Raw genomic sequence first — 24,034 nt, forward strand, 5'->3', positions numbered from 1 at the left:
TTGACCAGTTCTTGCCTTTTTACTCTGATATCGGTTAGCCTCAATGAATCTTGAATTAAATTTGGCAATGATGAATAAGGATTTATTAAGTTATAAATCGCGGTTTATAACAATTATCCTACTTCTTGGTTATGCGCTTCTGCACATTAAGCTTACTGGTTATTATGTTGACGCAACTCTAGACAAATTACTTGCATTTTCTGCCCGCTTACCTTTTGGCCAACGATTTTTAGTACCTGCTATTGCCCATGGTTTAGCGTTTGTTCTCCCTTTAAAAGCGCAAGAGTTGTTCCTAATCACCGAATTGATAATGATTAGTTTATTTTATATTGTCTTAATTAAACTGCTTGGCCAGGCATTTAATGCTAAGCAGTCGCAAGTGTTAGGCTGGTTATTTTTGTTACTTCTGCCTTTGGCAACCGTGGTAAATTATCGTTTCACTATTAATGGTGAGGCTACGGTTTATTACCCTTATGATAGCGCTACCCTTTTTTTTATGACAGCAGGTTTTTTATTGTGCCTTCGTGCCCAATGGCGTTACTTTATTCCTTTAGTTTTTTTAGCAACCTTTAACCGGGAAAGTAGTTTGTTACTCGTGTTGATTATTCCTGCTTTACATTGGCAGAAATTACGCGCTGCAATTACCCCAATGCTCCTATCATTGGTTGCCTACCTCTTAGCAAGAATAATTATTTTATTATTGGTTCAAGACCTTCCTGGTAATGTATTTGAATTGTATTACAGGACTTCAGGGCATACACATTACGAAGTTAATTTAATGTGGCTGTTTGAAGACGAGAATATCTTATTATTTTACTTTTGTTTTGCCGGGTTGCCACTATTTTGGTTCGGTTTTTATGACTACATGCCTGTGCAGTACAGACCTTTACGCTACGTCATGTTATTTTATTTTTTAGTTTTATTGCTTGTTGGTAATTTTATGGAGGCGCGAATATTTATAGAAATTGTAGCACTTTTATATTTCCCCATTTGTGTTGCAATTAGTCGTTGGTTACAAGGTTGCAGCCCCTTTTTACCCTCTGCTACGGGGGCTCTCTATTATCTTGATAGATATTTGATTCTTGGTGTATTAGCGTTGACGGTTTTATTAAGAAATCTAATAAACCCTGTCATTCTTTTGTTTGCAAATCCGATCTGACAGACTTATTCGTTTTAAAGGCTGCTAAAATTAATCCCAATTCGTACAGTAAGCAAAGTGGTACTGCTAGCATGATTTGTGAAAACACATCTGGAGGAGTCAGTAACATACCAATCGTAAAGGCTGCTACGATAATGTAGGGCCTAATTTTTTTTAATAACTCAAGGGTTGCCCACTCCAGACGCACCAAAAGAAGGCAAAAAAGAGGCACTTGGAAGCATAAACCAAATAGCAAAAGCATGTGGCTAATAAAATCCAAAGCATAAGCCATGTCGGGCAGTAGCTTAACGCCGGTAGGAGCAGCCTTTGCAAAAAATTGAAACATAAAAGGAAGCACAATGTAATAACAAAATGACATTCCCAGGAAAAAGAGTAGCAAACTCAATACCATAGCCCCACGTAAGTTATAACGCTCATGCTGATAAAGCCCGGGAGCAATAAATTGCCATAACTGCAGTAAAGCAAAAGGGGCCGTGCAAAGCATGGCTGCATTTGCTGCAAGCTTAAGTGGCGTTAATACGGTTGAGGTAATTTGGGTAGCTATCAATCCGTCTTTAGCTCCCAAGGCGCTGAGTAAAGGAGCGACCAGCGCTTCAAATAAATCATTGGCAAAGAAAAAAAATACAAAAAACAATAAAGCAAAAAAGAGAAGAATGTGCAAAGCACGGCGTCGAAGTTCCAATAAATAATTAAGCATGAGTTAGCTACTTTTTGCCCGGTTCATCGTTAAATTAACATGTCTTTTCTTGCTAACAAAGCCAATTAAGTTTCAGTAAAACCAGGGGTGTTAAAATTAAGCTTAATAGTATAAAATAAGAGCAATTAAGTTGCTGCTAAAGGAAAATCAATGCCAAAATATTTGATGCTTGATCATGGTGGGGTTTTAGACGGAGCTGTTCTGGATGATATTAGTACTATCAATGAGAATGATGATCTTGTCTTAGAGTATTTTGATTGGGGTGGGGCACAGGTCTTAAAAAATGGCGTCAACATAGTAGGGACAATTAATAGGCTTGTTAAACACTATGGCTACGAAGTTGTGTTTCATTCTAAAAACATTGAAGATGATCAAATAAAAATACTTAAGCAACTCCAACAAGCATGTATAGAAAAAGGATTAAAATTTCCTGAGGTACATGCCATGGCTGTTTATGATAAAAAACGCTATGAGAATCATTCAAGTGATGCGCCAGCGAAAATACTGCGACAGGATGGAATTCTTTTTGCAGGTTGGGGGAAAGATGATCTCAATGGTAAGGCTTCTGTGCGGCGAGCGCTAGAGCAATTGCTTGGGATAAGGGAGGAGGATCGCAGGAACCATATCGTGTTTGATGATGGCAAACCTAATGTGGATACGCCAATAGAAGAAGGTTACCAAGCTTATTTAATCGGCAAGGAACAAGGACAAAAAACACTAGATGAAGCCCTGGAAGAGGTTATTTTAGAGGCTAAATTTGAAGCAAAACAAGAGGTGGATGAAACTGTTGGTAAACCGAGTCAGCACCAGGTAAAAGAAAATTCAGCCTCTGTAAAGTCCTCAGAAATTCCTGCAGCTCCCTTAGAGCAGTTAAGAAAAGACTTAATTAAAAAAATTGATGACTATCTTGAATGGCGAGAAAACAAAGACTCCGATGATGGCCGTGGCTATAAGCTAGGTCTTTTTACCAAATTACGTCACTATACCGAATTTGGTAAACTACGTGCAGAAAATCTTAGAACAACACTGAGTACAGCAAACTCAGAAAATTTGATTGCTACACTACAACAGCATTTGCAGATGGACTCGAAGTTGAATAATCATTCCCTGGATACTTATTTACTCGAAGCTGTTGCTCAGCATGCCACGTTGTTTAATATCATGAAGGATATAAATCTGGGGGGTAAAAAAGGTCGAGAGGAGCTACGTGAGTTGGTTCAGGATTATCCTGCCAAGGTTAGCATGAATTCTTCGTTTATATAGCTTATAAATGGCATTTAAATCGAGCAAAATTTATCTACATTGGTTGTTAAAAAGTCTTTGCAATTCTTTTTTAACGGGACTTAAAATTATGAATAATTATTCATAATTTTAATGTTATTAAGCTAATTTAACCCACCATTTTTCAAATTATTTTGATATAATTTCGCTTTGATTTTTAGGTGAGAGTAAGTGAAGCATCATCCGCGTAAGCGCTTTGGTCAAAATTTCTTACAAAATACACAAATCATTCATGAAATTTTGAATGCGCTGAATTTGCAGGAGAACGATAAGGTTATTGAAATTGGTCCTGGACTAGGAGCCTTAACGCAACCCTTATTGCGACAGTTAAAAAGTTTAACGGCGATTGAAATTGATAGGGACTTGCAAGCTCATTTAGCAGCAATGCCAGCCGCTATTGGTAAATTGAATCTTGTCTCAGGCGATGCATTGACGATTGACTACAGTCAGTGGGGGGGGCATCTGCGGATTATAGGGAATTTACCCTATAATATTTCGACGCCTTTATTGCTGCATTTACTAGAATACGCACAGTTTGTTGATGACATGCATTTTATGTTACAGAAGGAAGTGGTACTGCGTTTGGCTGCCAAACCAGGGACTAAAGCTTATGGACGATTGAGTGTGATGGTGCAGTATTATTGCGATGTAGAGCATCTATTTGATGTGTCGCCTGAGGCTTTTCACCCTAAGCCTAAGGTTGATTCAGCCATTGTGCGCTTAACACCTTATCGCTCCTCACCCTATCCTAAGGTGAGCATGACTGCCTTGGAGTCTCTAGTGGCCAAGGCATTTTCTATGCGCCGTAAAACGCTGGCAAATAATTTAAAGTCCGTACTCAGTGCAGCACAGCTGACTGGACTAGGTGTTGACCCGGTTTTGCGACCTGAACAAATTTCTATTGCAGATTATGTTCAAATGGCGAAATTTATGGACAACTAGTGTAAAATTAATAGTACATGCCTGATCTTGGAGGTTGATTTTGTTTCATCGGTATGGAAAGAAAACTAAGTCACTAAATGCTAAATCCCTAAGTGGCTTAACCCGCATTGTGCAAGCTCCACTTTTACTGGCAGAAGACAAGCGTAAGGTTTTATTAACACAGATTAGAGACGCTTGTGCCTTGGAGGAGGCTCGCTATGACAGTTTGTGCTTAAGTCTTATGCATAATTTTGTCAATCATTGCCAAAATTTGCCCGAGACTGCTAATAGTTATTATTCACAACTGGGTGGTTTTTTAGATCATGCTTTAAATCGCACGGAAGCTGCTCTTTCTTTATTTAAGCAATATGTAATTCAAGAAGGTGTTGCCGAATTATCGGAAGAGCAAAAGCTATGGCAGTATGCATTATTTTCTGCCGCGATATTGCAAGGCATTGCTAAATTGCAAATCGATTTTATTATCGAACTTTATGACAACCATGGACAATTCTTAAAGCAATGGAATCCATTGTTAGAAAGTTTAGCTTCTATTGGAAGTCATTATAGCTATGAATTCCAAAAAGAATCCGATGAAGATTTTCGTCGCCGTCTTAACCTCTTGCTTGCTCGCTTGCTGATGCCTGTAAGTGGCTTTAGCTGGATTGCTTCAAACCAACAAGTGCTAGCGGTTTGGCTTGCTTTACTGAATGAAGATCTACAGGGTGCTGGGACATTAGGGGCGATTTTAATTCGTGCAAATGCGATTGCCCTACAACGCTATTTTAACCAAATGATGGCGAAAAACTATGGCTCTCGTGGCGGGCGCTATGGGCGAGTCAGTACATTTGCCGGAGGAGTGCCAGAGTCGCTTGCTGAAATTGAACAGCAAATAGGTGTGGAATTTATTCAATGGCTTACAAAAACTTTAGATGGTGGTCGCATTATGATTAATAAGGCACCATTATTTATGGTGCCTGGTGGTATGCTAATGTCGGTGGATATTTTTAAATTATTTATTCGTGAACATCCTGAATATAAAAATTGGCAAGCGATACAGAATGGCTTTTTATCCTTAGGTTTACATCGTTTAGGTCCTGATGGCAGCATTAATTCCCGTTTTGAGCAAAGCAACACGCAACAGATGCATACCGGCATTGTGTTTGCCGATTATGCGGTTGCTTTGCCTGCTGAAGTACAATTACATAATTTAAACACGGGTAAGAATAGTTCTATTTCGGCAACAGAGCTGATTCATCAAGCACAATTTAATACCAACTTTACCAGTCAACAAAGTAGCTATACTGCTACATCTTTACCCCATTTGAATGCTTCTGGCAAATGGCAACCCCTGACAGCACCTGCTATACAGGCTATGTTCAAACCGGGAGTACCCAACGGTGCCTGATTATGCAATCGGTGATATACAAGGTTGTTATGAGCCTTTGCAACGATTACTGGAGCATATTCATTTTGATGATAAGGTTGATCGTCTATGGTTTGTTGGTGATCTAGTCAACCGTGGACCACAGTCACTTGAGGTTTTGCGCTTTGTAAAAAATCTGCCGATAACGCCCAGGATCACTTTAGGCAATCATGATTTACATTTGTTAAATAAATTATTTGGCGATCATCCCTACAGGAACCATGATGATAGTTTACATGCTGTTTTATCGGCAAGTGATGGCGAGGAACTAGGGCACTGGCTTAGAAAACAGTCCATTCTATATCATGATATAGAATTAGAGATTGTAATGTGTCATGCCGGTATTCCTCCTGTTTGGGATTTGGCAGAAGCGAAAGCGCATGCACGTGAACTAGAATCAGTCCTGGCTGGCGAAAATTACAGAGATTTTTTTAGCCATATGTACGGCAATGAGCCGAATTGCTGGTCGCAACAATTGACAGGTAGGGCACGATTACGTGTAATCACCAATTATTTTACGCGCATGCGCTTTTGCGATACTAATGGGTGTTTGCTTCTAGATTATAAAGGAACCCTTGAGGCTGCCCCTGCAAATTATCTGCCTTGGTATGCTGTTCCTCAACGCAAACCAATCCATGTGGAGGTGGTTTTTGGTCATTGGGCGGCTCTGGAAGGTAAATCACCTGATCCCACTATTTACGCCATTGATACGGGTTGTCTATGGGGCGGGCAATTAACCGCTTTGCGCTTACAAGATAGGCAGCTGTTTTCCGTACCTGGATTAAAGAAGTAGACGATTAGCAAAGTCTTAGGTTTTGATGTGACGATACAAATTACTCTTCTGATATTGGATTGTGCATAGGTCTTGGTCCCGTGCTCAAGGCCGTGGGGTCTATAATACTCAGGCCCCTACGACCTGGTGGGGTCGAGATAACTTGCAGGTTACATCTTTCAACAGCCATCGTTTTGTACGGAAGGAATATTAACTTAATCAAATTTAACAATAATTTTAACCAGGAGATGAGGATTTTTCCTAAATCCTGAGAGTATACTTGCTTAGTAAGGTAATAATTTGCAAAGTCAAACCAATACTTTTTAAATTGGCAGGTTATGAAAAAATCTTTATTGTTAGCTAGTGTTGTGCTTATCGTGCTATTCGCAGGATGGTTTAGTATCCCTTTGCTAACTCGAGACACGGTAGAAGTGACTCATCCTGTCTATGGAACAGCCGTTCAAGCAGCCTATGCGACTGGCACTGTTGAAGCGACAGTAATGCTCCCTATTTCCACTCATATTTCTGCCCGTCTAATCAAACTGAATGCAGATGAAGGGAGTGAAGTTGTCAAAGGACAAGTCTTAGCGCAATTGGAAGATGACCAACTACAACAAACATTAATAGAATTAAAGCACCGCGAAGAATTGGCCCGTAAGCGATATGAACGTAATGCGACCTTAGTCAAGCAAGGGGTTGTATCTAAAGATGAGTACGATAGAACGTTAGCAGAATGGAAGACGGCAAATGCTGAGGTTCATGGTGCTGAAGCACAAATTAAGTATTTAAAGCTAGTTGCTCCCGCAGATGGTCGCATTATTCGTCGCGATGGTGAGATAGGGCAATTAATTCCAGCTAATCAAGCTGTTTTTTGGCTTTCCTGCTGCGCACCATTACGTATTTCGACTGAAGTCGATGAAGAAGACATTGCCAATGTACAATTAGGGCAAAAAGTATTGATTCGCGCGGATGCTTTTCCAGGACAAATTTTTTATGGAAAAGTGCAAAGCATTACGCCTAAGGGGGATCCTATCGCCCGTAGTTATCGCGTACGCATTAATTTCACGGAAAAAAATCCTTTGTTAATCGGAATGACTGCTGAAACCAATATCATTTTTCACGAAAAAAAGAATGCTCTGTTATTACCGCTAACTGCCGTGACAAAAAATAAAATCTGGCTTGTACAAAATGGACGACTTATCCAGTCGACTGTATTAGTGGGCGCAAAAGGCTTTAAGCAAGTAAAGATTTTAAAGGGAGTGACGACCCAAGATTTAGTGGTCTTGCATCCTAATACCGAATTAGAAGAGGGAGTTAGAGTTCGTCCTATTCTGGTAGAGCAGGAAAAAGAATGAAGTTATTTCTAATGATTGCTTCAAGACATTTACTTGCCCGTAAGCGACAAAGTTTAGTATCTCTGATGGGGATTATTCTTGGTGTTGCCTTCTTCTTGACAATTTCGTCGTTGATGCAGGGCTCAGAAAAAGATTTTATCCGAAGACTTGTTGATAATTCTCCCCATATTACTATTGTTGACGAATACCGTAATCCGCGGTTGCAGCCAGTTCAGCAATTTTATAAAACAGGGGCTATTGAAATTCGTAGTGTGAAGCCTTTAACTGAGACTCGGGGTATACGAGGATATGAGCAAATTATGGCATATCTTTATACAACACCAGGCCTTCTTGCTTCTCCTGTCCTTGTTGGCCAAGCATTGGTGAGTTTTGCCGGGAAAGATATTTCTATTACTTTAAATGGCATGATTCCGGAGGAAATTAAGAAAGTTTCCACCATTGAAAACTACATGATTGCAGGAACGATTGATGATTTGATAGTTAATTCGGACGGTATTGTCATTGGTAGTGAAATGGCACGGAAATTATCATTAACCATGGGAGATAATATTACTATTACTGCTCCCGCAGGCCAGGTGCGAACATTTAAGATCCTTGGCATTTTCCGTACTGGCCGAGCTGATTTTGATACCTATCAAGCTTTTGTAAGCCTTAAACGTACGCAAGCTTTGCTTAATCGTCCTAATCGAGCAAATAACATTGTTATTAAATTACCAAATCCTTACCAGGCTCATGAAATGGCTGCACAAATTGAAAAGCAAATTGGTTATCAATCAATTTCCTGGCAAGAAAAATCGGAAGATCTACTAAACACCTTGGTCATTCGTAACATTATTATGTACAGCGTAGTGAGTGCGGTACTCATTGTGGCAGCCTTTGGAATTTATAATGTCATTTCTACGGTAGTAATGGAAAAGCACCGTGATATTGCCATCCTTAAATCCATGGGTTTTTATAAGCATGAGATTCAATTTATTTTTGTGATTGAGGGATTAATTCTTGGGGTTGTTGGATGTATGTTCGGACTCCCTCTAGGAAGTTTGTTAATGTATGGCCTTATGCAGATAAAATTTAAGCCACCAGGGAGCACGGAATTAATTAGCATGCCGCTTGACTGGGGGTATTGGCAGTTTCTGATAGCCACCGCTTTTGCGATGACTGCTGCAATTATCGCCGCTTTGCTTCCAGCACGTAAAGCCGCGATGGTTCAACCCGTTGATATCCTGCGAGGAGGGATATAAATGACAACGGTAATAAAGACTGAGCAACTCACGCGTTTTCTGTTGGAAGAGGTGCCCATTACCTTGGTTAAGGACATCAGCCTTGAAATTCAGATGGGCGAATTTGTTGTCATAACCGGGCCTTCAGGCTCTGGTAAATCCTCGCTCCTTTATTTATTAGGATTACTGGATAAACCCACGAGTGGAAAATTATGGTTAACGGGAGAAGACACAGCAACCTATAGCGAAGATAAACTGGCTGATAAAAGACTTGCACAGCTAGGCTACGTTTTTCAATTTCACTTCTTACTGGCAGAATTTAGTGCATTAGAAAATGTCATGCTACCCATGCAACGATTAGGCAAATTGCCTGTTGATGCCATTAAAAAACGTGCTATTCAATTATTAACAAACTTAGGTTTGGAAGATCAATTATATAAATTCCCTAAACAGCTTTCTGGTGGCCAAAGTCAACGTGTTGCTATTGCCAGGGCCCTTGCAAATGAACCCTTATTAATTTTGGCCGATGAACCGACAGGAAATTTAGATAGGGCTGCGAGTTTAAATGTGCAAATGATATTAAAAGAACTCGCACATGAGCATCAGCGAGCAGTAATAGTGGTCACACATGAGCCTGAGTTTGCGTCTTTAGCAGACAGAGTCATTCATCTCGTTGATGGCAAGATTCACGATTAAACTAAGCATCATAATCTACCCGCAAATGTTTTGAGCATTACAAAGACGATGTTGGAGAAGAGTACCTATGCCATGAATTAGTAGTGCAAGCACAAGCAAATTATTGCAAATTTTTTCAATAAACTTCAAAAAACGTTAATAGAAGAAGATAAAGATTATTTATGTAGGTTTTGAGCGAGTATCAAAGTGGGCGGTTGATCGCAGCATGCATATCGCTGATCTTTCGTCTACAATTCAGGGTAATTGCAAATTTTGCATCAGAGCACAAGTTTCGGAGCGCTAGGCCTAGAATCAACTTATGAGAAGCTTGTATGGATTCAAAACCAAAGGTTAACAGAAAAACAAATTGGGCTGGCAATGAAACTTGGTGTTGTCAGGAAACGGTATGTCCTGCTTCTTTGCAGGAATTGCAAGACTGCGTGCGATACTCGGAAAAACATAATATAAAAATAAAAGCTATCGGCGCAGCACATTCCTTTTCAGACTGCGCAGCTACTAGTGGCATACAAATTGATCTAAAACATCTCAATAAAATTATTTCTTTTAATCCTCGCACTAAAGTTATTGAAGCAGAAGCGGGTATTCGACTAAAAGACCTATATCTTTTTTTCAACAATAATAATGTTGCCTTGCCAAGCATTCCAAATGTTGATGAAATTACACTAGGCGGCGCGATTTCTAATGCTACTCATGGCACTAATATTTTTTATGGCACATATTCGTCTCTAGTGCGTGAGATCAAACTGGTCACGGCAAATGGTGAAATGTTACAACTTCAGGATGACGCTAGAAATACCAAAGGTCAGCAACGATTTGAAGCCGCATTGGCTAGTTTTGGAGCATTAGGTATTTTTTATTCCATTACTCTGAAACTTGAAGAAAGTTACGATGTACTAGTGCAGCGATATTCAACTGCCTTAAAGGATATCAATGATGAAATTGAAAGTCTGGCACGTAAACATGATGGAGTGCAATTTATGCTTTTTCCTTTACAAGGATTAGCTTTTATTAAAACTCAAGACAAAATACGATGTGGATTGCAACCTTACAGTAAACAATCCATCAGGAGTATCTGGGTATTTGAGTCGATACTCTGGATGTTTAAGCCAAAAAGATGGCAATTATTAACAAAACTCTTCCAAAAAGTATTTAATAGTAAAATTTTTCTTTCTATTTTAAGAAAACTTTATAACTCCAGTAATGTTACGAATTGGTCAGATGGAGAGCTCTCACGGCATAAAAGCCGTTTTTTTAATATGGAATACGCTATTCCAATCAGCAGAGTAAAAGAAGCATTAGATGCTATATTCCACACCACACAAGAGTTTAATCATACAGGCGCCTATATACGATGTTTGCCTTTTATTCTAAGGCCTGTTGGTGCTGATACATTAGGGTTTTTATCACCTACATATCAGAGGGATACCTGTTATATCGATATATTGTTTCAAGCGGCTGATTCCAATGAAATTTCTTTCTATGCACAACTTGAGAAAGATCTTTTAAGGGTTGATGGGCGAGTTTCTTGGTCTCGAAAATTTTTTGCATCAAGTGAAGACATTTTGCAACGGTATTCCCACCACACAAAATTTTTAGATGTCATGGAAGAACTGGATCCTAAAGGGATTTTTGTTAATAGTTTTGTTTCGCGTATCTTTGAATCTGGTTCTAAACAAAGCCCCCACTAATGTCCCCAGCGATTAAATTTTAATCATTCTCTGGTTTGTTCTTAGCAGGGTCAGTAGCGTTCACGCCTGTGTGTCGCGAAATCTAAGATCATGAAATTAAGTTTAAAAAAGATCCATTTAAGTAAAGATCCTAATAAGCAGATGAATTAAAAATAGCAAAATAATGAAAGGGATCATTAGAGAGGAGAAGCCTCTATTAATGGGTTTATTGCCGGTATTCATATTCACATCGAAATTGTTGGGAATGTTTGAGTCATAAAAGGTATCTCTGTCGACGATAATGGCCTGTGGAGGAAGCTGCTCTGATTCAGTGGTGCTGGCTGAGAGTTTTTTAACCGCTGTACCAATGGCTAAGAATTCGATTAAGCCATTTCCCAATTGATAGACATAAGTCTTTACACCGATGACATCATCAGCACCAATCGCCTTGGCTTCTTCATTAATAATGGCTAAAGCATTCTCACGGGCATCATAAATCAGACGGGTTAATTCGTTAATCTCGCCGCGTACAAAGGATTTTAATGTCGAAGTAATTCCACCAACTAAGCCCAGAGAATACACAGAAGTTCCTAGTAGCAAGCGTAATGGCATGTAACCTTTGTTCGCCATATTCCACATTTCAATATTGGTCATATCACTGCTGATTGGATCATTGAGTTTATCGCCAGGTAATTTAGAGTTATGAGAGGCAGTTCCTATCATTAGCATTTCGTTAACGCCACCGAAGGGTAGTATAGTTGTTTTAATTCCAAGTACTGCATTAGCTTTGTGTTCTTTAGCGTGAGCAATAATGCGGCTTAATGCCAAATGTCGTGTGTGATTAAAGATATTTGAATATTCTTTAATTTCACCACGAGCTAAGGTTTTTAAACTGCCAAGTATGCCACGGCCAATTCCCATCGCATAAGCAACATTGCCGAAAGCAAAACAAATGGGCTTATAACCAGCATCCAACTGGGCATAGAGTTCTTGACCATCAGCGGAGGTGGAGAATTTGTTGAGAGGGGTTGAGCCATTGGCATGAATTGCTGAACCAATTGCTAGAAACTCGACATTGGCACCATGAAAAATGAGTTGACTGTCAACACCGGTAATTCCAGTTGCGCCATGATTGATGGCTTCTTGTAGCATCCGTTGGTAAGCTGTTTTCCTACCATCTTCGATAAGCTGGGTAATTTGATTTAACTCTCCTCCTAGCATGGCTTTTAATCCTGTGCCAACACTTCGCAGAATTCCAAGAGAATGAACACTATTACCAACTACGATATTTCCCGGAGCATAACCTTTTTCTGACAAGCAATAAATTTCATTACCTGATAATCCAGTTGTAACAGCCATAATTTTTCTTCCATGCAGGATTTGTTAAAGAGAGTATAGAACTAGTTGTAGAAAGATGCCTGATAATAGCGTGCTGCCTAATTTGTTATTGGGCTTAAAGGCCATTGTAAGTTACTAAGTTTAAGCGCAATATGGAGTAACATATGATTTGGCAAAATCAAATTATGCATCCGATTATCGAAACGAGTCACTTGATCCTTAGAGCCCCTCAAAAAGGTGATGAATTTTCTCTTAATCAAGCGATTCAAGAGTCATTATCTGCGCTTTCTCGTTGGATGCCTTGGGCTCAAGATCCAAGTCTGGAAATGACAAAAGCCTTTATAGATAACAATGTTGAAGTTTGGGGAACCAATAAACAAAAGGAAATGCCTTTTATCGTCTTGTTGAAAGAAGAGAATCGTATTATTGGTGCCAGCGGCTACAATGATCAAAGTGATTCTTTCGTACCTTTTTATGAAATTGGGTATTGGCTGCACAGTGACTACACTGGTAGAGGGTTTGCAACAGAATTGACGATTGCTCTGACTCATTACGCTTTCGAACAATTAAAGGCAATTCGTGTGCAGATTTGCTGCCAGGCAGAAAATCTTCGATCGCTTCGTGTGATAGAGAAATGTGGTTATCAATTTGAAGCAAAACTCCATAAACAATGTTTGGATTTAGCGACAAAAAAGCCTGCAGATAGGCTCGTATTTGCCTGCTTTGATACAAGTAAACTGCCACGAATTTTTCTTAGATATAGGAAGGCTCTTTGAGTTTAAGATGACCTAGATGTGATTACGTAACATTAGTTCCTGAGGATAGGGAGCGAGGTAACTTTGTTTTTCCAAATAGGGTTGTTGGTGGTGATTTAAATGATGCTTAAGTAAAGTTATGGGAACAATTAAAGGCAGTAATCCACGACGGTAACTTTCAATGGCTTCTAATAATTCTTGTTTATCTTTTTTATCGAGCTGTTTTTTAAAGTAGCCTAAACAATGTTGCAATACATTCGTATGTTTCTTTGGGGTTGCTATATAACCAAGTGTCTCCATTAAATCAGTAAGGTAGGCTATCGCAAATACAGATAAGTTTTCTTCATTAATACGACTGACTTTTTTACCAAGCATTCGGCATCGTATTGGATGATGAGCCATTAGTGTTAACTTATGACGGGTATGAAAATCAAGTAGACTGCTATTGGTTAAGCCTGTTTTTACCAGGTCTTGCCATTCTTTATAGACAAAAAGACGCTCAATAAAATTTTCACGTAGATGAGGGTCATTCAAGCGCCCCTCTTCTTCAATAGGTAACCAGGGATAGTATTCTGTAAGAGTTTTGGCATAAATGCCTTGCCCCATTCGGGGTGCTTGTCCTTGGTCTTGATAGATTTTAACACGTTTTAAACCACAAGAAGGTGACTTGCTTTTTAAGATATAGCCGCTGATGTTCTGTAGTTGTTTCATAATGTTTTGAGAGAAATTAAGCATTGCGGCGGTGTAATCTTTATTAGGATTTTTAATGTCTACCATGCTTGGTGATTGAGCATTGCCAATCAAGCGAACAGGGGGGCGTGGCGTGCCCATGCCAATAGCTACTTCAGGACAAATAGGCAAAAAATCAACATAGTTGGCTAGCAAATCACAAAGGTAGCTATCACGTTTGTGGCCGCCATCAAAACGAACCCTTTCTCCTAAAAGACAAGAAGAAACCCCGATTACTATCCGGTTGTCATTCTTAGTTACATTTTGCACGTCATTGAGCCTCGTATCCTAAATTCATTTTTTGAGAATACCATTGGTTTGCTGTAAAAAACATAAATACTATGAGCATAATGAACACTAATTAAATTTTAGATAACTTTCGGTAGACTAATATGTCAATAGCACTCGTTTGGTTTAGGCAAGATCTGCGTTGTCAGGATAATCCAGCTTTGGCCGCTGCATGCCAGAACCATAAAGGAGTTATTCCACTTTATATTGCAGATGAAAAACCAGCTAAAACAGTAGGGGCAGCACAAGGGTGGTGGTTGCATCATTCATTATTGTCTTTAAAAAAAGATCTGGAAAGTCATGGGTTGAACTTGTGTTTACGGCATGGTCTGGCTTGGCCACAACTGTTTACGTTAATTAAGCAATATAAAATAGAGGCTGTATATTGGAATCGCTGTTATGAGCCTGAAAAAATAACGCGGGATAAAGCCATTAAGGCGCAATTAAAAAATTTAGGTGTCAAGGTTTTTAGCTTTAATGCCAGTTTATTAATCGAGCCTTGGGAAGTCACGACCAGCAATCAGAGCTACTTTAAAGTCTTTACTCCCTTTTGGCGACAGTGCTTAAAAAAAATTGAACTCCCTGCTCCGATAAGTATTAATCAATGGCCTTGCTGCCCACCTTTTGAAGTATTCTTGGCAGAATTGGGATGGCGGGAGTTCTCGTATCACTTGCTTTATCATTTTCCTTCGTTACATGAAGAAAATTTCAAACAAGATTTTAATCAATTCTCCTGGCGAAATGATGAAGATGTCCTACTAAAATGGCAGCAGGGGCTAACCGGTTTTCCCATTGTTGATGCGGGTATGCGTGAACTATGGCGAACGGGGTATATGCACAATCGTGTTCGTATGATTGTGGCTTCTTTTTTGGTAAAGGATTTATTGATTGATTGGAGAAAAGGAGCTGCCTGGTTTTTAGATACCTTAGTCGATGCGGATCTGGCTAATAACTCTGCAAGTTGGCAGTGGGTTGCTGGCAGTGGTGCTGATGCTGCTCCTTATTTCCGTATTTTTAATCCTGTATTACAGGGAGAGAAATTTGATGCTCAGGGTGAGTATATCAGGCGATGGGTGCCTGAGTTAGCCTCTGTCTCTTCGCAATGGATTCATAAGCCCTGGAAGGCTCCTAACAAATTGGGAATTACCTTAGGCAAAGATTATCCTTATCCTATCGTGGATCACGATGAAGCTCGTCACCGTGCCCTAGCGGTTTATCAAGCACTTAAAAAAGTTAGATAACTTTTTAAGTCGAGTATTAGCGGTAAAAAAAAATTTTAAATATCATTCGGTTAAGTTTCATTCATTTGCTTTGAGCTTGGTTTTACTCTATTTCTTAAGAAGGCTCATCAAAAAAGATGTGTGTCATGATCATTTTTAATCTCATGAGGAAGTAGTTTTATAAGGAGATAAAAATGCTTAAATACCTAATTGCATGGTTATTGGGGGTTCCTCTAAGCATCTTAGTATTAATTTGGCTAGTTTCTCATATTTTTTAGACAAGGAAGGTTATCATGATCAACGAACCAAATCATTGTCATCCACATTCCTTTAAACGCATTTCCTGGACGGCAATTTTTGTTGGCGCTTTGACCGGTGTAGGCTTAGGCTTTTTATTAAATTTATTTGGTATTGCTATAGGATTAAGCTTATTCACCCTGAATCCAGAAGGCTCCGCTGTTTTGGCTATAGGCGGTTTATTAGGCTTACTGATAGGAATAATTGCTTCTATGGTTGTGGCTGGTTATGCTGCGGGCTATTTGGGGCGATTATATTGCCCAAAACGTAATTTAGGGATTATTTATGGTTTTACTACCTGGGTTGTAGCCTTGGTATTGACTGCACTGATAGCAGGCCATACGAGTCAATATGTCTCGACTTATACGAATAATCTGACGCAAACCGCAGTAACTTCAGCAACGCAAGAAAAAACCAATTTTCAAGAAACTAGTCCTAAAAAGACCGTTACAAGCGATCAAAATTCAATTGCCATCAATGTTTCACCGAATAATTTAGCTTGGGCTGCTTTTATCGTATTTGTTTTATTTTTTATAGGGGCAGTATCAACATGTGTTGGAGCTTGCTGGGGGATGAATTGCAGTAGTGATGATGAATGATAGGGAAAATTAATAGTTTTTAAAAATTGGAAAAAAAGGAAGTGATGTATGGACAAGTTAAAAGGAATTAGAGTAGCAATTTTAGTGGCCCATGGTTTTGAACAAGTGGAAATGGAAGCGCCGCGCAAAGCTTTGGAAAATGAGGGTGCTAAAACCTTATTGATTTCTCCAGAAAAAGAACAGGTACAAGGTTGGCATCATTTAGAAAAAGGCGATAATTTTTCTGTGGATATTCCTTTGGATGAGGCAAATCCTGAGGATTTTGATGCATTACTTTTACCGGGTGGTGTAATCAACCCAGACAGGTTACGCCTGTTTCCTAAAGCGGCTTCATTTGTTAGCAAAATGAATGAACAACATAAACCCATAGCAGCTATTTGTCATGGGCCCTGGCTATTAATTAATGCGAATGTGGTTAAAGGGCATAAAATGACCTCTTGGCTTTCTATTAAAACTGACTTAATAAATGCTGGTGCAGAATGGGTTGATGAGCCAGTGGTATGTGATAGTCAACTGTTAACAAGCCGAAAACCGGGAGATATACCGCTATTTAATGAAGCAATGGTTAAGTTATTTCAGGGCACTTAAAACACGGTTGCCACTAGACTTCTAGCGCTTGGCACCAATACTTTAATTAGCAATTCTTGCTGACATCAACCAGAGCCCTCCGATCATCCTAGTTAAGGAAGCGTTAATACTAATGCTTTATGATTAAATTATGATCATATTGTCAATGTTTTTTTATGAAAGCTAAGGGCCCAATTTCACCAACACTGGAACAGCTTCAAAAGGCACAGCAACAACCTATAGAGCGAATAGTTTGTAGCGGTGGTGGCGCTAAAGGAGTCGGTTATGCTGGCTCTTATAGAGCAATGCAAGACACTGGTGTATTAAAAAAAATTCAAGCTTTTTCTGGTGCGTCAGCCGGTGCGATCACTGCTGCTTTCATGGCTGTAGGCATGCCTTCTGACATTTTTCGTGAGCAATTGCTTTCTACTAACTTCAAAGACCTTTTGGGTAAGAGGGTTGGTGCTGTTTTTGGCAAAAATGAACCCGGTATTTCATCCATAACAAAGGATGGTAAACCTCTTGAAGCGTTTATTCGTGACAATATCATTGCAACAGTCAAAGGGTCATTACAGCAGTTAGACAATCTTGAGGATATTGCTGAGCAGCATGAGGATCTAAGACAGCTATTAGCCAAAGTAAGAGGGGAGAGCCCGCGTATTACCTTCGGTGATTTAGCAATACTTAATCGTTATTTCCCAGAGCATTTTAAGCAATTGACAATACCTGCTGTTAGATTTCCTGACGGAAAACTCCAGATTTTCAATAGTGATCTTACACCAGATGTTGAAATTGCCTTGGCTTGTCGGGCTTCTGCGTCAATTCCAGTCGTTTTACAACCTATTGAGATTGAGATTAATGGGGTAAAGCAGCGATTTGTTGACGGGGGACTCTATGATAATTTGCCAACGGATTATTTTGATTTGCAAGAAAATGGGACCTTTGCAAAAAACACTAAACCTGAGCAAACCATGGTTTTTGCTTTTGGTGAAGGTTTAGATGATAAGAAAAATCAAGTCTTTCAAGCGTTGTATGGCAAGCGTTGGGATGAAGTGGTTTCTGACGAAATATTAAATAGCATAATAGATGATGCAATTGTTTTGGCTAAACAAGTCAGGGACGAGGAAGAAGATTTAGATTCTGCGGAAGATGAGGCTCAATTATTGCATCAAGCGATAAAGTACGTTTTGGCACAGCAAGTGAAACATAAAGTCATCACCATAGATGAATCTCAGAGCATCATGTCTGCGACAAAAAAAGCAATCGATAGCTTGTTACTAAAACCAAAAGACAATCAGGAATTTTGGAACGCCTATAAAAATGAAACAAATCAGGAGAATAGGGTTAAGCTATTAGGCTCTTTCGTCAAAGAAAAAATGAAACCTATTCTCTATGACGCAGGAGTGATTGAACGGTTAAAAAGAAATGTTTTGGTAGAAGTGCTTGGCGATTTGCACACCTCATTTAAAAATACCGCTCAAAAAGAAGCAGGATATCAAAAGTTACGTTCAGACTACGCTCTTCGTACAGTGGAGTTGCGTGTAGGCAATATTAAAACAACAGATTTTGACGAGGCTACTAAATTAGCAAGAGTAATGGATGCTTTAGGTTACTTAGATACCATTAATTACATTACCAACCATGAATTATATGGCCCAGATGACTTTAATGAAGAGCAATTCTACATTGATTTAGTGGATAACTTTGAGCATATTCATCGGGCAACACTGATGGGTGCGGGTAAGGATGCAAGTAAAGATCCATTGATTCGTGAGATAGCCGCACTTCGAACGCAGTTAGAATATCAAGGTAAGCCTAATGATGTAATTAGTAGGCAAGTGTACCAATTAATAAAAGATAAGGTTGAACGTCGATTGGATTCCATTGAGGCTTTTGCTCTGGCAAGAGCAGTAGAGTATGGTAATAAGACCTTAACAGCAGACGCGCTATTTAAAGAAACCTATGAGGAAGGGTTTAATCGAAGTGGTACCTTTTCCATATCAAATATCACAGGCGAGCGTATTTTCAAGACAAGCACATTACACGAAGCATTAAAAGAAAAAAGCATGTTTGATTTATATGAAAACCAGCCTCCTCACAACAAAAATACGCGCACGGATAAAGTCTTTGATTCGTTGGCAAAGCTAACGACCTTTCGAGACGCGTATAATGAGTCACAAATGAAAAAAGAGGTGGCCATTGTAAACACGCCAGTGAGTTCAGGTATTAATCAGTAATTGGACCGGCGACAATGATGTCAATGACTGGTTCATCGCAGTTTTTTGCAATTTCAGCGCGAACCAATGAATGTAGACGAATGACTTCATTCCAATCGCTTCCTTTCGCAAAAATGGGTTCCCCAATCGTTACTTTAATGACTCCAGGTTTTGCAAGAAGGCTACCATCCCGCAAAATAGAGCGAGTCCCGCAAATAGAAACAGGACAGATTGCTGTTCCCGTCTCAGCAGCAACAGTAAAGGCACCAAATTTGAATGGGCGCAAACCTGTGGCGTAGGTAAATGTGCCTTCGGGGAATATGACAATGGATAGTCCTTTTTGGATGGCGTTTTTAATCAGGGTTATATTGTGTCGACTTTTTGTAAAATCCATTCTATCTACAGATATAAATTTAAGTTTTTTGATAAATGTACGGATGATGGGAACTTTTAATAATTCTTTTTTGCCAACAAAAATAATTCCAGGTGGTAAAACGCCTAATAAAACAATTGAATCCGCGTAACTTGCATGATTAGCCACATAAATCATCGGGTGGTGCAGATTTGTGCTGCCATGGATGGTAATGGGGCATGCTATCAATCGACAGTATAGTCGCGTGCAAAATTTTGTTAATTTTGCCGCAGCATGCTGCGGCAAGGGTAAAATAATTAGCCAAGACAAAAGAAATACCAGAATTAGCATGAGCCCTGCGTAAAAGGAATAGAGTAATTTTCCTAGATAGCTGAACCCATCAGAAAGTTTTTTTCTAAGACTTAAGAGGACGAGTTTTATCAATTGTAATTTTACGGGTAAGCGTTGCTTGGTTAGTTTGCCTTCGAGGTATGCTTTTTTGCAAGCAGATCGCTGCAATTTGCCACTGGATGTTTTGAGAATAGTTTTAGGTGGAACAAGTATGACAACATCAGGTGGAAGACCTATTGCGCTTGCCATTTTTTCAATAACTTCTGTCCTTATCTGTTGTTTTTTTTCTTTTGTAATTTCATAGGTTTCGGCAACCACAATTAATTTTTCAGTGCCACTTTCAGGATCGGTGGTTCCAAAAGCAACGATGCATCCACGGCGAATTCCTGCGATTTGGCTGACTATTTCTTCAATCTCTTCTGGATAAAGGTTACGTCCTGCTTTGATAATAAGATCCTTTTTACGTCCGGTAATAAATAGTTCTTTACCGACACAATAACCCAAATCACCAGTGTACCACCAACCATTATGAAAGGTTTTAGCGGTTGCTGCAGGATTGCCATAATATCCTTGCATGGCGGAGGGACCCCTAAATTGTATATTTCCTACCATTCTTTCTGGCAGCTCATTTCCTGCATCGTTAACTATACGTATCTCATGATCGATTAAAGGTTCGCCACAACCAACATATTCGATAACATGCTTTGTGTCTTGGGATGCGGGAATAGCTTTATTTTCTTTCTCAAAAAATTCACGCTGTATTTTATCAATGAGGGGAACACGCATTGTTGGTGGAAAAGTTAATCCTACTGTTGTTTCAGCAAGACCATAGACTGGTGCAAAGGCTTCAATTTTAAAACCATAAGGAGAGAATTTTTTGCTAAAGCGTTCCAGAGTACGGGGATTGATTGCCTCAGCACCGTTAAATGCAAAACGCCATGAGCTAAGGTCTAATCCTTCAATATCTTTTGGATCAATTTTTTTAACACAGAGTTCATAAGCAAAATTAGGTCCGCCAGAAAGAGAACCACGATGATAATGAATGGCCCATAGCCAGCGTTCTGGCCTGGTTAAAAAGGCTAGTGGTGATAAGATAGTCACAGGAAGTCCGAAATAAAGACTCGCAAGCCAGGTCATTAATCCCATGTCATGATAAAGAGGCAACCAGCTTACGCAGATATCAGTAGGTTTAACGGGCACGCTTTTTCCAATAGAACGAATATTGGCGATAATATTGGCATGGGTTAGCGTGACGCCTTTGGGGTCACCTGTGCTACCTGAGGTGTACTGAATTAAGGCAATATCATTGAATGCTACGGAAATACTTGGTGAAGAATCTGCAGCGGGGGTTTGCAGATTGTTCAAAGTAACCACTTCCTTTAAACTCGGTATAAAGGTTCGCAGAATTTGACTAAGACTTTTAGCTTGCGAGAAGGTAACTAATATTCTTGCTTGGGCATTCTTTAAAATTTTTGCTTCTCTTTTAGTATATTCTTCGATTTGATCAGGACGAAACGGTGGGTAAATAGGGATTGGGATAGCGCCTGCGAGCAATATGCCACAAAAAGTATAAAAAAATTCTTCATGAGTTGGCAACATAATAGCAATGGTTTCTCCTGGTTGAATACCGCGTTTCCATAATCCATTGGCAACAAGAAGTGCTTTTTCAAGTAATTCCCCATAATGTATGATCTGTTCTTTACCTAATTCATTTTGTAAGTAAATGTGAGGGCGTTTGGGTTCTTTGGCTGCATAGATGCGTATTACATCAAGAAGAGTGGTTGCTGTTGTTAAATTTAGCGATAATGTTTCGAGTATAGGAGAAAATTGTTGAGTATCGGTTGGTATTGACGAAGCAGGACTAATTTGTTGAATAATTTTAGCTAAGTCTACTAGCGAGTCTGCTTTAATCATTGCATTTTCAGGAAGTCGAATTGAAAATACTTTCTCTATGCGCTGAAAAAGTTCTGTTTTTCCTAGGCTACCAATGCCTAATTCACGTTCTAAAGAAGCTTCAAGAGTAATTGCTTGTACCGCACGCTCAGCTTCGAGTTCAAGAAGGAATTCGCGGGTAATCGAAATTAATTGCTGTTCAATTTCATTTTGATGGAGTTTCATGAACTTATCCTTACAACAATGACACCCTCACTATCATCATGTAACTCGCTGGTGTGTTATTAATTAGCATAGTTGACGTTTATACAACTAGAAAGTAAGTAGAGTGGTCTATTAACTTAAGTTGTACAAAGCTGAGGATGAAGTTGGTAATTTTTTATTGTCTTCCACGCAAGCTGGCCACTTGCGCAGAAAAATGATTAAAAAATAATCAATTAAACCAATGGCTTAAATCGTCATTTTTATTCACAAATTGTCATTTTAGGCTTCAATTAATCCGTAATGAATAATTTTAATCCATATGATATACTCTCGCCGCCACAAACCCGTGGCGCAACTTTGGAGAGTTTAACCATGAAGTTAGCGAAATTCGCCGTTTTATCGATGCTTGTTAGTGGCAGTTTAGCCGCACAGGATATTAAGGTTGTAGGGACAATAACCAAGACAGCTAAGGTACCGATGTCACATATCTCTACAAAAAATGTTGCAAGAGCTGCAGCAGCCAACGTTGTTAAAGAAATTAAATTTCTAAATATTCAATTATCAGCAAAAGCCAAACAGAATTTAGCTAACCGCGCAAAGAATGCTCTAGCCCACCAACAGCAATTTGCCCTGAAGGCAGATAGTAAAGGCGATGCAATACAACTAGGTATGAATGAAGTTCCTGTACTGAATCAAGGTAGACACGGTACCTGCGTAACATTTGCTTCTACTGCAGCTGTTGATGCGGCTTTGGGTAAAGGCGATTACATCAGTCAGGTATGTCAATTAGAGCTCGGTAACTACCTTGAAAAGAATGCCTATGGTGCGAGTGGTTGGAATGGTTCCTTTGGACCTATGGTGCTTGGTCAAATGGACCTCTTTGGGGTTGTTAGTAAAGAGCAACAGGCTTCTCAAGGTTGTGCCGGTGTTACAGAGTACCCTGTAAATGGCCAAGCCCCTGCCGCAGAAATGAATCCAGAAGACTATCACCAAATGAGTGAAACCTTAAGAGAGCAAGTAGCATGGTCACCAATCCTGGATATTTACCAAGCGCTTGATCGTGCTGATACCAACAAAGTGGTTGAGGAAGTGAAGCGTAGTTTAAAAGCGAAAGATCGCGTTACTTTTGGTGTTCTGTTATTAGACTTTGATCTTGGATTTATGGGGGCTGTAGGTAGTCATAACTCTACTTTTGATACTTGGGTTTTAACGCCAGAAATTGCCAGAGATGCTATGTTCGGAGCTATGTTTGGTGGTCATGAAATGGTTATTACTGGTTTTGATGATAATGCAGTAGCCATTGATGAAAAGGGCCAAAAACACCGTGGGTTATTCACTCTACGCAACTCTTGGGGTGAAGATGTAGGTGATCATGGTAATTTCTATATGTCTTATGATTACTTTAAATTATTAGTCATCGAAGCACAGCGTATTCGCAGCATTGAGTCGTCTGAAGAATAGTTCGAAGGTTACTTAAATTACTAGGAGATTTAATCTCCTAGTAAGATTATATTTGACATAATTCCTGAATAATTAAGCAATTTTAAAATTATTTTTTCTCAACCCGTTTTTAAAATTAAGATAGGTAGAAAAAAATTATCAGATTTTACTTTTTGCAATTTCAGCAAACCGAAAATAAACTAAATGGCTATTTTCAAGGAAATGAGAATAAGGTTTGGCGGTATCCAGTTATGCTGTTGACGTAGTGGGTTGGTTAACCGCGTTAATTTTACCTGCGGGTCTCTTTTTCTTATTAAGAGGATCAACCATGAATTGGGCTTGTACCAATTTTGTGGTCATCTTTGCAGCCGCTTTAGTCATGTGGATTTTCCGTCTGCTTCCAGAATATGTTCCTGCAGTATTTATGATTTTGGCAACCATTATTTTGGGATTAGCACACCAAAACGTTTTGCTATCGGGCTTCGGTTCTGACAGTTTTTTCTTGTCGATGCCAGATTTGGATTTGCCCAGTATTGAAAAATTGCGATTAAAAAAAGTTAATTTTCAATCTTAGCGTAGACATTGCTTCAATGT

General features: G+C 39.3%; 20 protein-coding genes. 16 read left to right on the forward strand and 4 right to left on the reverse strand.

Translation table 11 applies throughout. The annotated features are described in order from the left end of the window. The first annotated feature begins 43 nt into the window (after positions 1-43). A complete protein-coding gene (locus Lbru_RS06305; RefSeq protein WP_238583834.1) occupies positions 44-1,159 on the forward strand; it encodes a hypothetical protein in 1,116 nt (371 codons plus the stop codon). On the opposite strand, the gene tatC is transcribed toward Lbru_RS06305, so the two are convergent. Beyond that, entirely contained in the window at positions 1,131-1,856 is a 726-nt protein-coding gene (gene tatC / locus Lbru_RS06310; RefSeq protein WP_058441329.1) for a twin-arginine translocase subunit TatC, read from the reverse strand. The genes Lbru_RS06305 and tatC overlap by 29 nt on opposite strands. A 150-nt stretch (positions 1,857-2,006) precedes the next feature. On the opposite strand from tatC, the gene Lbru_RS06315 reads away from it, so the two are divergent. The 8 genes from Lbru_RS06315 (at position 2,007) to Lbru_RS06350 (ending at position 11,212) form a co-directional block, all read left to right on the forward strand. Beyond that, the gene (locus tag Lbru_RS06315; protein WP_058441330.1) at positions 2,007-3,119 is read left to right on the forward strand and encodes a hypothetical protein; all 1,113 of its coding nucleotides are present in this window, start codon (positions 2,007-2,009) and stop codon (positions 3,117-3,119) included. 189 nt (positions 3,120-3,308) lie between these two features. Beyond that, positions 3,309-4,079, forward strand: a complete 771-nt coding sequence (gene rsmA / locus Lbru_RS06320) for a 16S rRNA (adenine(1518)-N(6)/adenine(1519)-N(6))-dimethyltransferase RsmA (RefSeq protein WP_058441331.1) — start codon at positions 3,309-3,311, stop codon at positions 4,077-4,079. Positions 4,080-4,119: 40 nt separating this feature from the next. Beyond that, positions 4,120-5,463, forward strand: a complete 1,344-nt coding sequence (locus tag Lbru_RS06325) for a conjugal transfer nickase/helicase domain-containing protein (RefSeq protein WP_058441332.1) — start codon at positions 4,120-4,122, stop codon at positions 5,461-5,463. Next, positions 5,456-6,274, forward strand: a complete 819-nt coding sequence (locus Lbru_RS06330; RefSeq protein ID WP_058441333.1) for a symmetrical bis(5'-nucleosyl)-tetraphosphatase — start codon at positions 5,456-5,458, stop codon at positions 6,272-6,274. The genes Lbru_RS06325 and Lbru_RS06330 overlap by 8 nt, the downstream gene beginning before the upstream one ends. A gap of 317 nt (positions 6,275-6,591) precedes the next feature. After that, complete coding sequence (locus Lbru_RS06335; protein WP_058441334.1) at positions 6,592-7,608, forward strand: efflux RND transporter periplasmic adaptor subunit; 1,017 nt, start codon at positions 6,592-6,594, stop codon at positions 7,606-7,608. Continuing rightward, positions 7,605-8,849 (forward strand): ABC transporter permease, encoded by a 1,245-nt coding sequence (locus Lbru_RS06340; protein ID WP_058441335.1) that lies wholly within the window; start codon positions 7,605-7,607, stop codon positions 8,847-8,849. Before Lbru_RS06335 ends, Lbru_RS06340 begins: the two co-directional genes overlap by 4 nt. Beyond that, positions 8,850-9,524: an ABC transporter ATP-binding protein gene (locus Lbru_RS06345; protein WP_058441336.1), complete on the forward strand. Its 675-nt coding sequence runs from the start codon at positions 8,850-8,852 to the stop codon at positions 9,522-9,524. A gap of 311 nt (positions 9,525-9,835) precedes the next feature. After that, entirely contained in the window at positions 9,836-11,212 is a 1,377-nt protein-coding gene (locus Lbru_RS06350; protein WP_058441337.1) for a D-arabinono-1,4-lactone oxidase, read from the forward strand. A 117-nt stretch (positions 11,213-11,329) separates the two neighbouring features. Here the strand turns inward: Lbru_RS06350 and Lbru_RS06355 are convergent, their stop codons facing one another. Then, entirely contained in the window at positions 11,330-12,550 is a 1,221-nt protein-coding gene (locus Lbru_RS06355) for a heavy metal-binding domain-containing protein (protein WP_058441338.1), read from the reverse strand. Between the two features lie 143 nt (positions 12,551-12,693). On the opposite strand from Lbru_RS06355, the gene Lbru_RS06360 reads away from it, so the two are divergent. Beyond that, a complete protein-coding gene (locus Lbru_RS06360; RefSeq protein WP_058441339.1) occupies positions 12,694-13,305 on the forward strand; it encodes a GNAT family N-acetyltransferase in 612 nt (203 codons plus the stop codon). Between the two features lie 12 nt (positions 13,306-13,317). Here Lbru_RS06360 and Lbru_RS06365 read toward each other — a convergent pair whose 3' ends face one another. Then, positions 13,318-14,283, reverse strand: a complete 966-nt coding sequence (locus Lbru_RS06365; protein WP_058441340.1) for a YbgA family protein — start codon at positions 14,281-14,283, stop codon at positions 13,318-13,320. A gap of 122 nt (positions 14,284-14,405) precedes the next feature. Between Lbru_RS06365 and Lbru_RS06370 the strand changes: the two genes are divergently transcribed. The 4 genes from Lbru_RS06370 (at position 14,406) to Lbru_RS06385 (ending at position 19,221) form a co-directional block, all read left to right on the forward strand. Further along, positions 14,406-15,542, forward strand: coding sequence for a cryptochrome/photolyase family protein (locus Lbru_RS06370; RefSeq protein WP_058441341.1), 1,137 nt, complete (start codon positions 14,406-14,408; stop codon positions 15,540-15,542). A 272-nt stretch (positions 15,543-15,814) separates the two neighbouring features. Next, a complete protein-coding gene (locus tag Lbru_RS06375) occupies positions 15,815-16,417 on the forward strand; it encodes a hypothetical protein (RefSeq protein ID WP_058441342.1) in 603 nt (200 codons plus the stop codon). 48 nt (positions 16,418-16,465) lie between these two features. Further along, positions 16,466-17,005, forward strand: a complete 540-nt coding sequence (locus tag Lbru_RS06380) for a type 1 glutamine amidotransferase domain-containing protein (protein WP_058441343.1) — start codon at positions 16,466-16,468, stop codon at positions 17,003-17,005. A gap of 155 nt (positions 17,006-17,160) precedes the next feature. After that, the gene (locus Lbru_RS06385; protein ID WP_058441344.1) at positions 17,161-19,221 is read left to right on the forward strand and encodes a patatin-like phospholipase family protein; all 2,061 of its coding nucleotides are present in this window, start codon (positions 17,161-17,163) and stop codon (positions 19,219-19,221) included. Here the strand turns inward: Lbru_RS06385 and Lbru_RS06390 are convergent. Continuing rightward, entirely contained in the window at positions 19,211-22,021 is a 2,811-nt protein-coding gene (locus Lbru_RS06390) for an AMP-binding protein (protein WP_083500841.1), read from the reverse strand. The genes Lbru_RS06385 and Lbru_RS06390 overlap by 11 nt on opposite strands. A 351-nt stretch (positions 22,022-22,372) precedes the next feature. Here Lbru_RS06390 and Lbru_RS06395 point away from each other — a divergent pair, with 351 nt between their 5' ends. Both Lbru_RS06395 and Lbru_RS06400 read left to right on the forward strand, forming a co-directional pair. Further along, a complete protein-coding gene (locus tag Lbru_RS06395; protein WP_058441345.1) occupies positions 22,373-23,461 on the forward strand; it encodes a C1 family peptidase in 1,089 nt (362 codons plus the stop codon). Between the two features lie 214 nt (positions 23,462-23,675). Continuing rightward, positions 23,676-24,014 carry a hypothetical protein gene (locus Lbru_RS06400; protein ID WP_058441346.1) on the forward strand — a complete coding sequence of 113 codons (339 nt, stop codon included), beginning with the start codon at positions 23,676-23,678 and terminating at the stop codon, positions 24,012-24,014. Positions 24,015-24,034 lie beyond the last annotated feature (20 nt).

Source organism: Legionella brunensis (assembly GCF_001467025.1).
In the GTDB taxonomy this organism is placed as follows: Bacteria; Pseudomonadota; Gammaproteobacteria; order Legionellales; family Legionellaceae; genus Tatlockia; species Tatlockia brunensis.

Excerpts from the sequence above, each read along its gene's own strand:
- Lbru_RS06305 (WP_238583834.1), top strand. The coding sequence starts at position 44 with ATGAATCTTGAATTAAATTTGGCAATGATGAATAAGGATTTATTAAGT.
- tatC (WP_058441329.1), bottom strand. The coding sequence starts at position 1,856 with ATGCTTAATTATTTATTGGAACTTCGACGCCGTGCTTTGCACATTCTT.
- Lbru_RS06315 (WP_058441330.1), top strand. The coding sequence starts at position 2,007 with ATGCCAAAATATTTGATGCTTGATCATGGTGGGGTTTTAGACGGAGCT.
- Lbru_RS06335 (WP_058441334.1), top strand. The coding sequence starts at position 6,592 with ATGAAAAAATCTTTATTGTTAGCTAGTGTTGTGCTTATCGTGCTATTC.
- Lbru_RS06340 (WP_058441335.1), top strand. The coding sequence starts at position 7,605 with ATGAAGTTATTTCTAATGATTGCTTCAAGACATTTACTTGCCCGTAAG.
- Lbru_RS06345 (WP_058441336.1), top strand. The coding sequence starts at position 8,850 with ATGACAACGGTAATAAAGACTGAGCAACTCACGCGTTTTCTGTTGGAA.
- Lbru_RS06350 (WP_058441337.1), top strand. The coding sequence starts at position 9,836 with ATGGATTCAAAACCAAAGGTTAACAGAAAAACAAATTGGGCTGGCAAT.
- Lbru_RS06355 (WP_058441338.1), bottom strand. The coding sequence starts at position 12,550 with ATGGCTGTTACAACTGGATTATCAGGTAATGAAATTTATTGCTTGTCA.
- Lbru_RS06360 (WP_058441339.1), top strand. The coding sequence starts at position 12,694 with ATGATTTGGCAAAATCAAATTATGCATCCGATTATCGAAACGAGTCAC.
- Lbru_RS06370 (WP_058441341.1), top strand. The coding sequence starts at position 14,406 with ATGTCAATAGCACTCGTTTGGTTTAGGCAAGATCTGCGTTGTCAGGAT.
- Lbru_RS06375 (WP_058441342.1), top strand. The coding sequence starts at position 15,815 with ATGATCAACGAACCAAATCATTGTCATCCACATTCCTTTAAACGCATT.
- Lbru_RS06380 (WP_058441343.1), top strand. The coding sequence starts at position 16,466 with ATGGACAAGTTAAAAGGAATTAGAGTAGCAATTTTAGTGGCCCATGGT.
- Lbru_RS06385 (WP_058441344.1), top strand. The coding sequence starts at position 17,161 with ATGAAAGCTAAGGGCCCAATTTCACCAACACTGGAACAGCTTCAAAAG.
- Lbru_RS06390 (WP_083500841.1), bottom strand. The coding sequence starts at position 22,021 with ATGAAACTCCATCAAAATGAAATTGAACAGCAATTAATTTCGATTACC.
- Lbru_RS06395 (WP_058441345.1), top strand. The coding sequence starts at position 22,373 with ATGAAGTTAGCGAAATTCGCCGTTTTATCGATGCTTGTTAGTGGCAGT.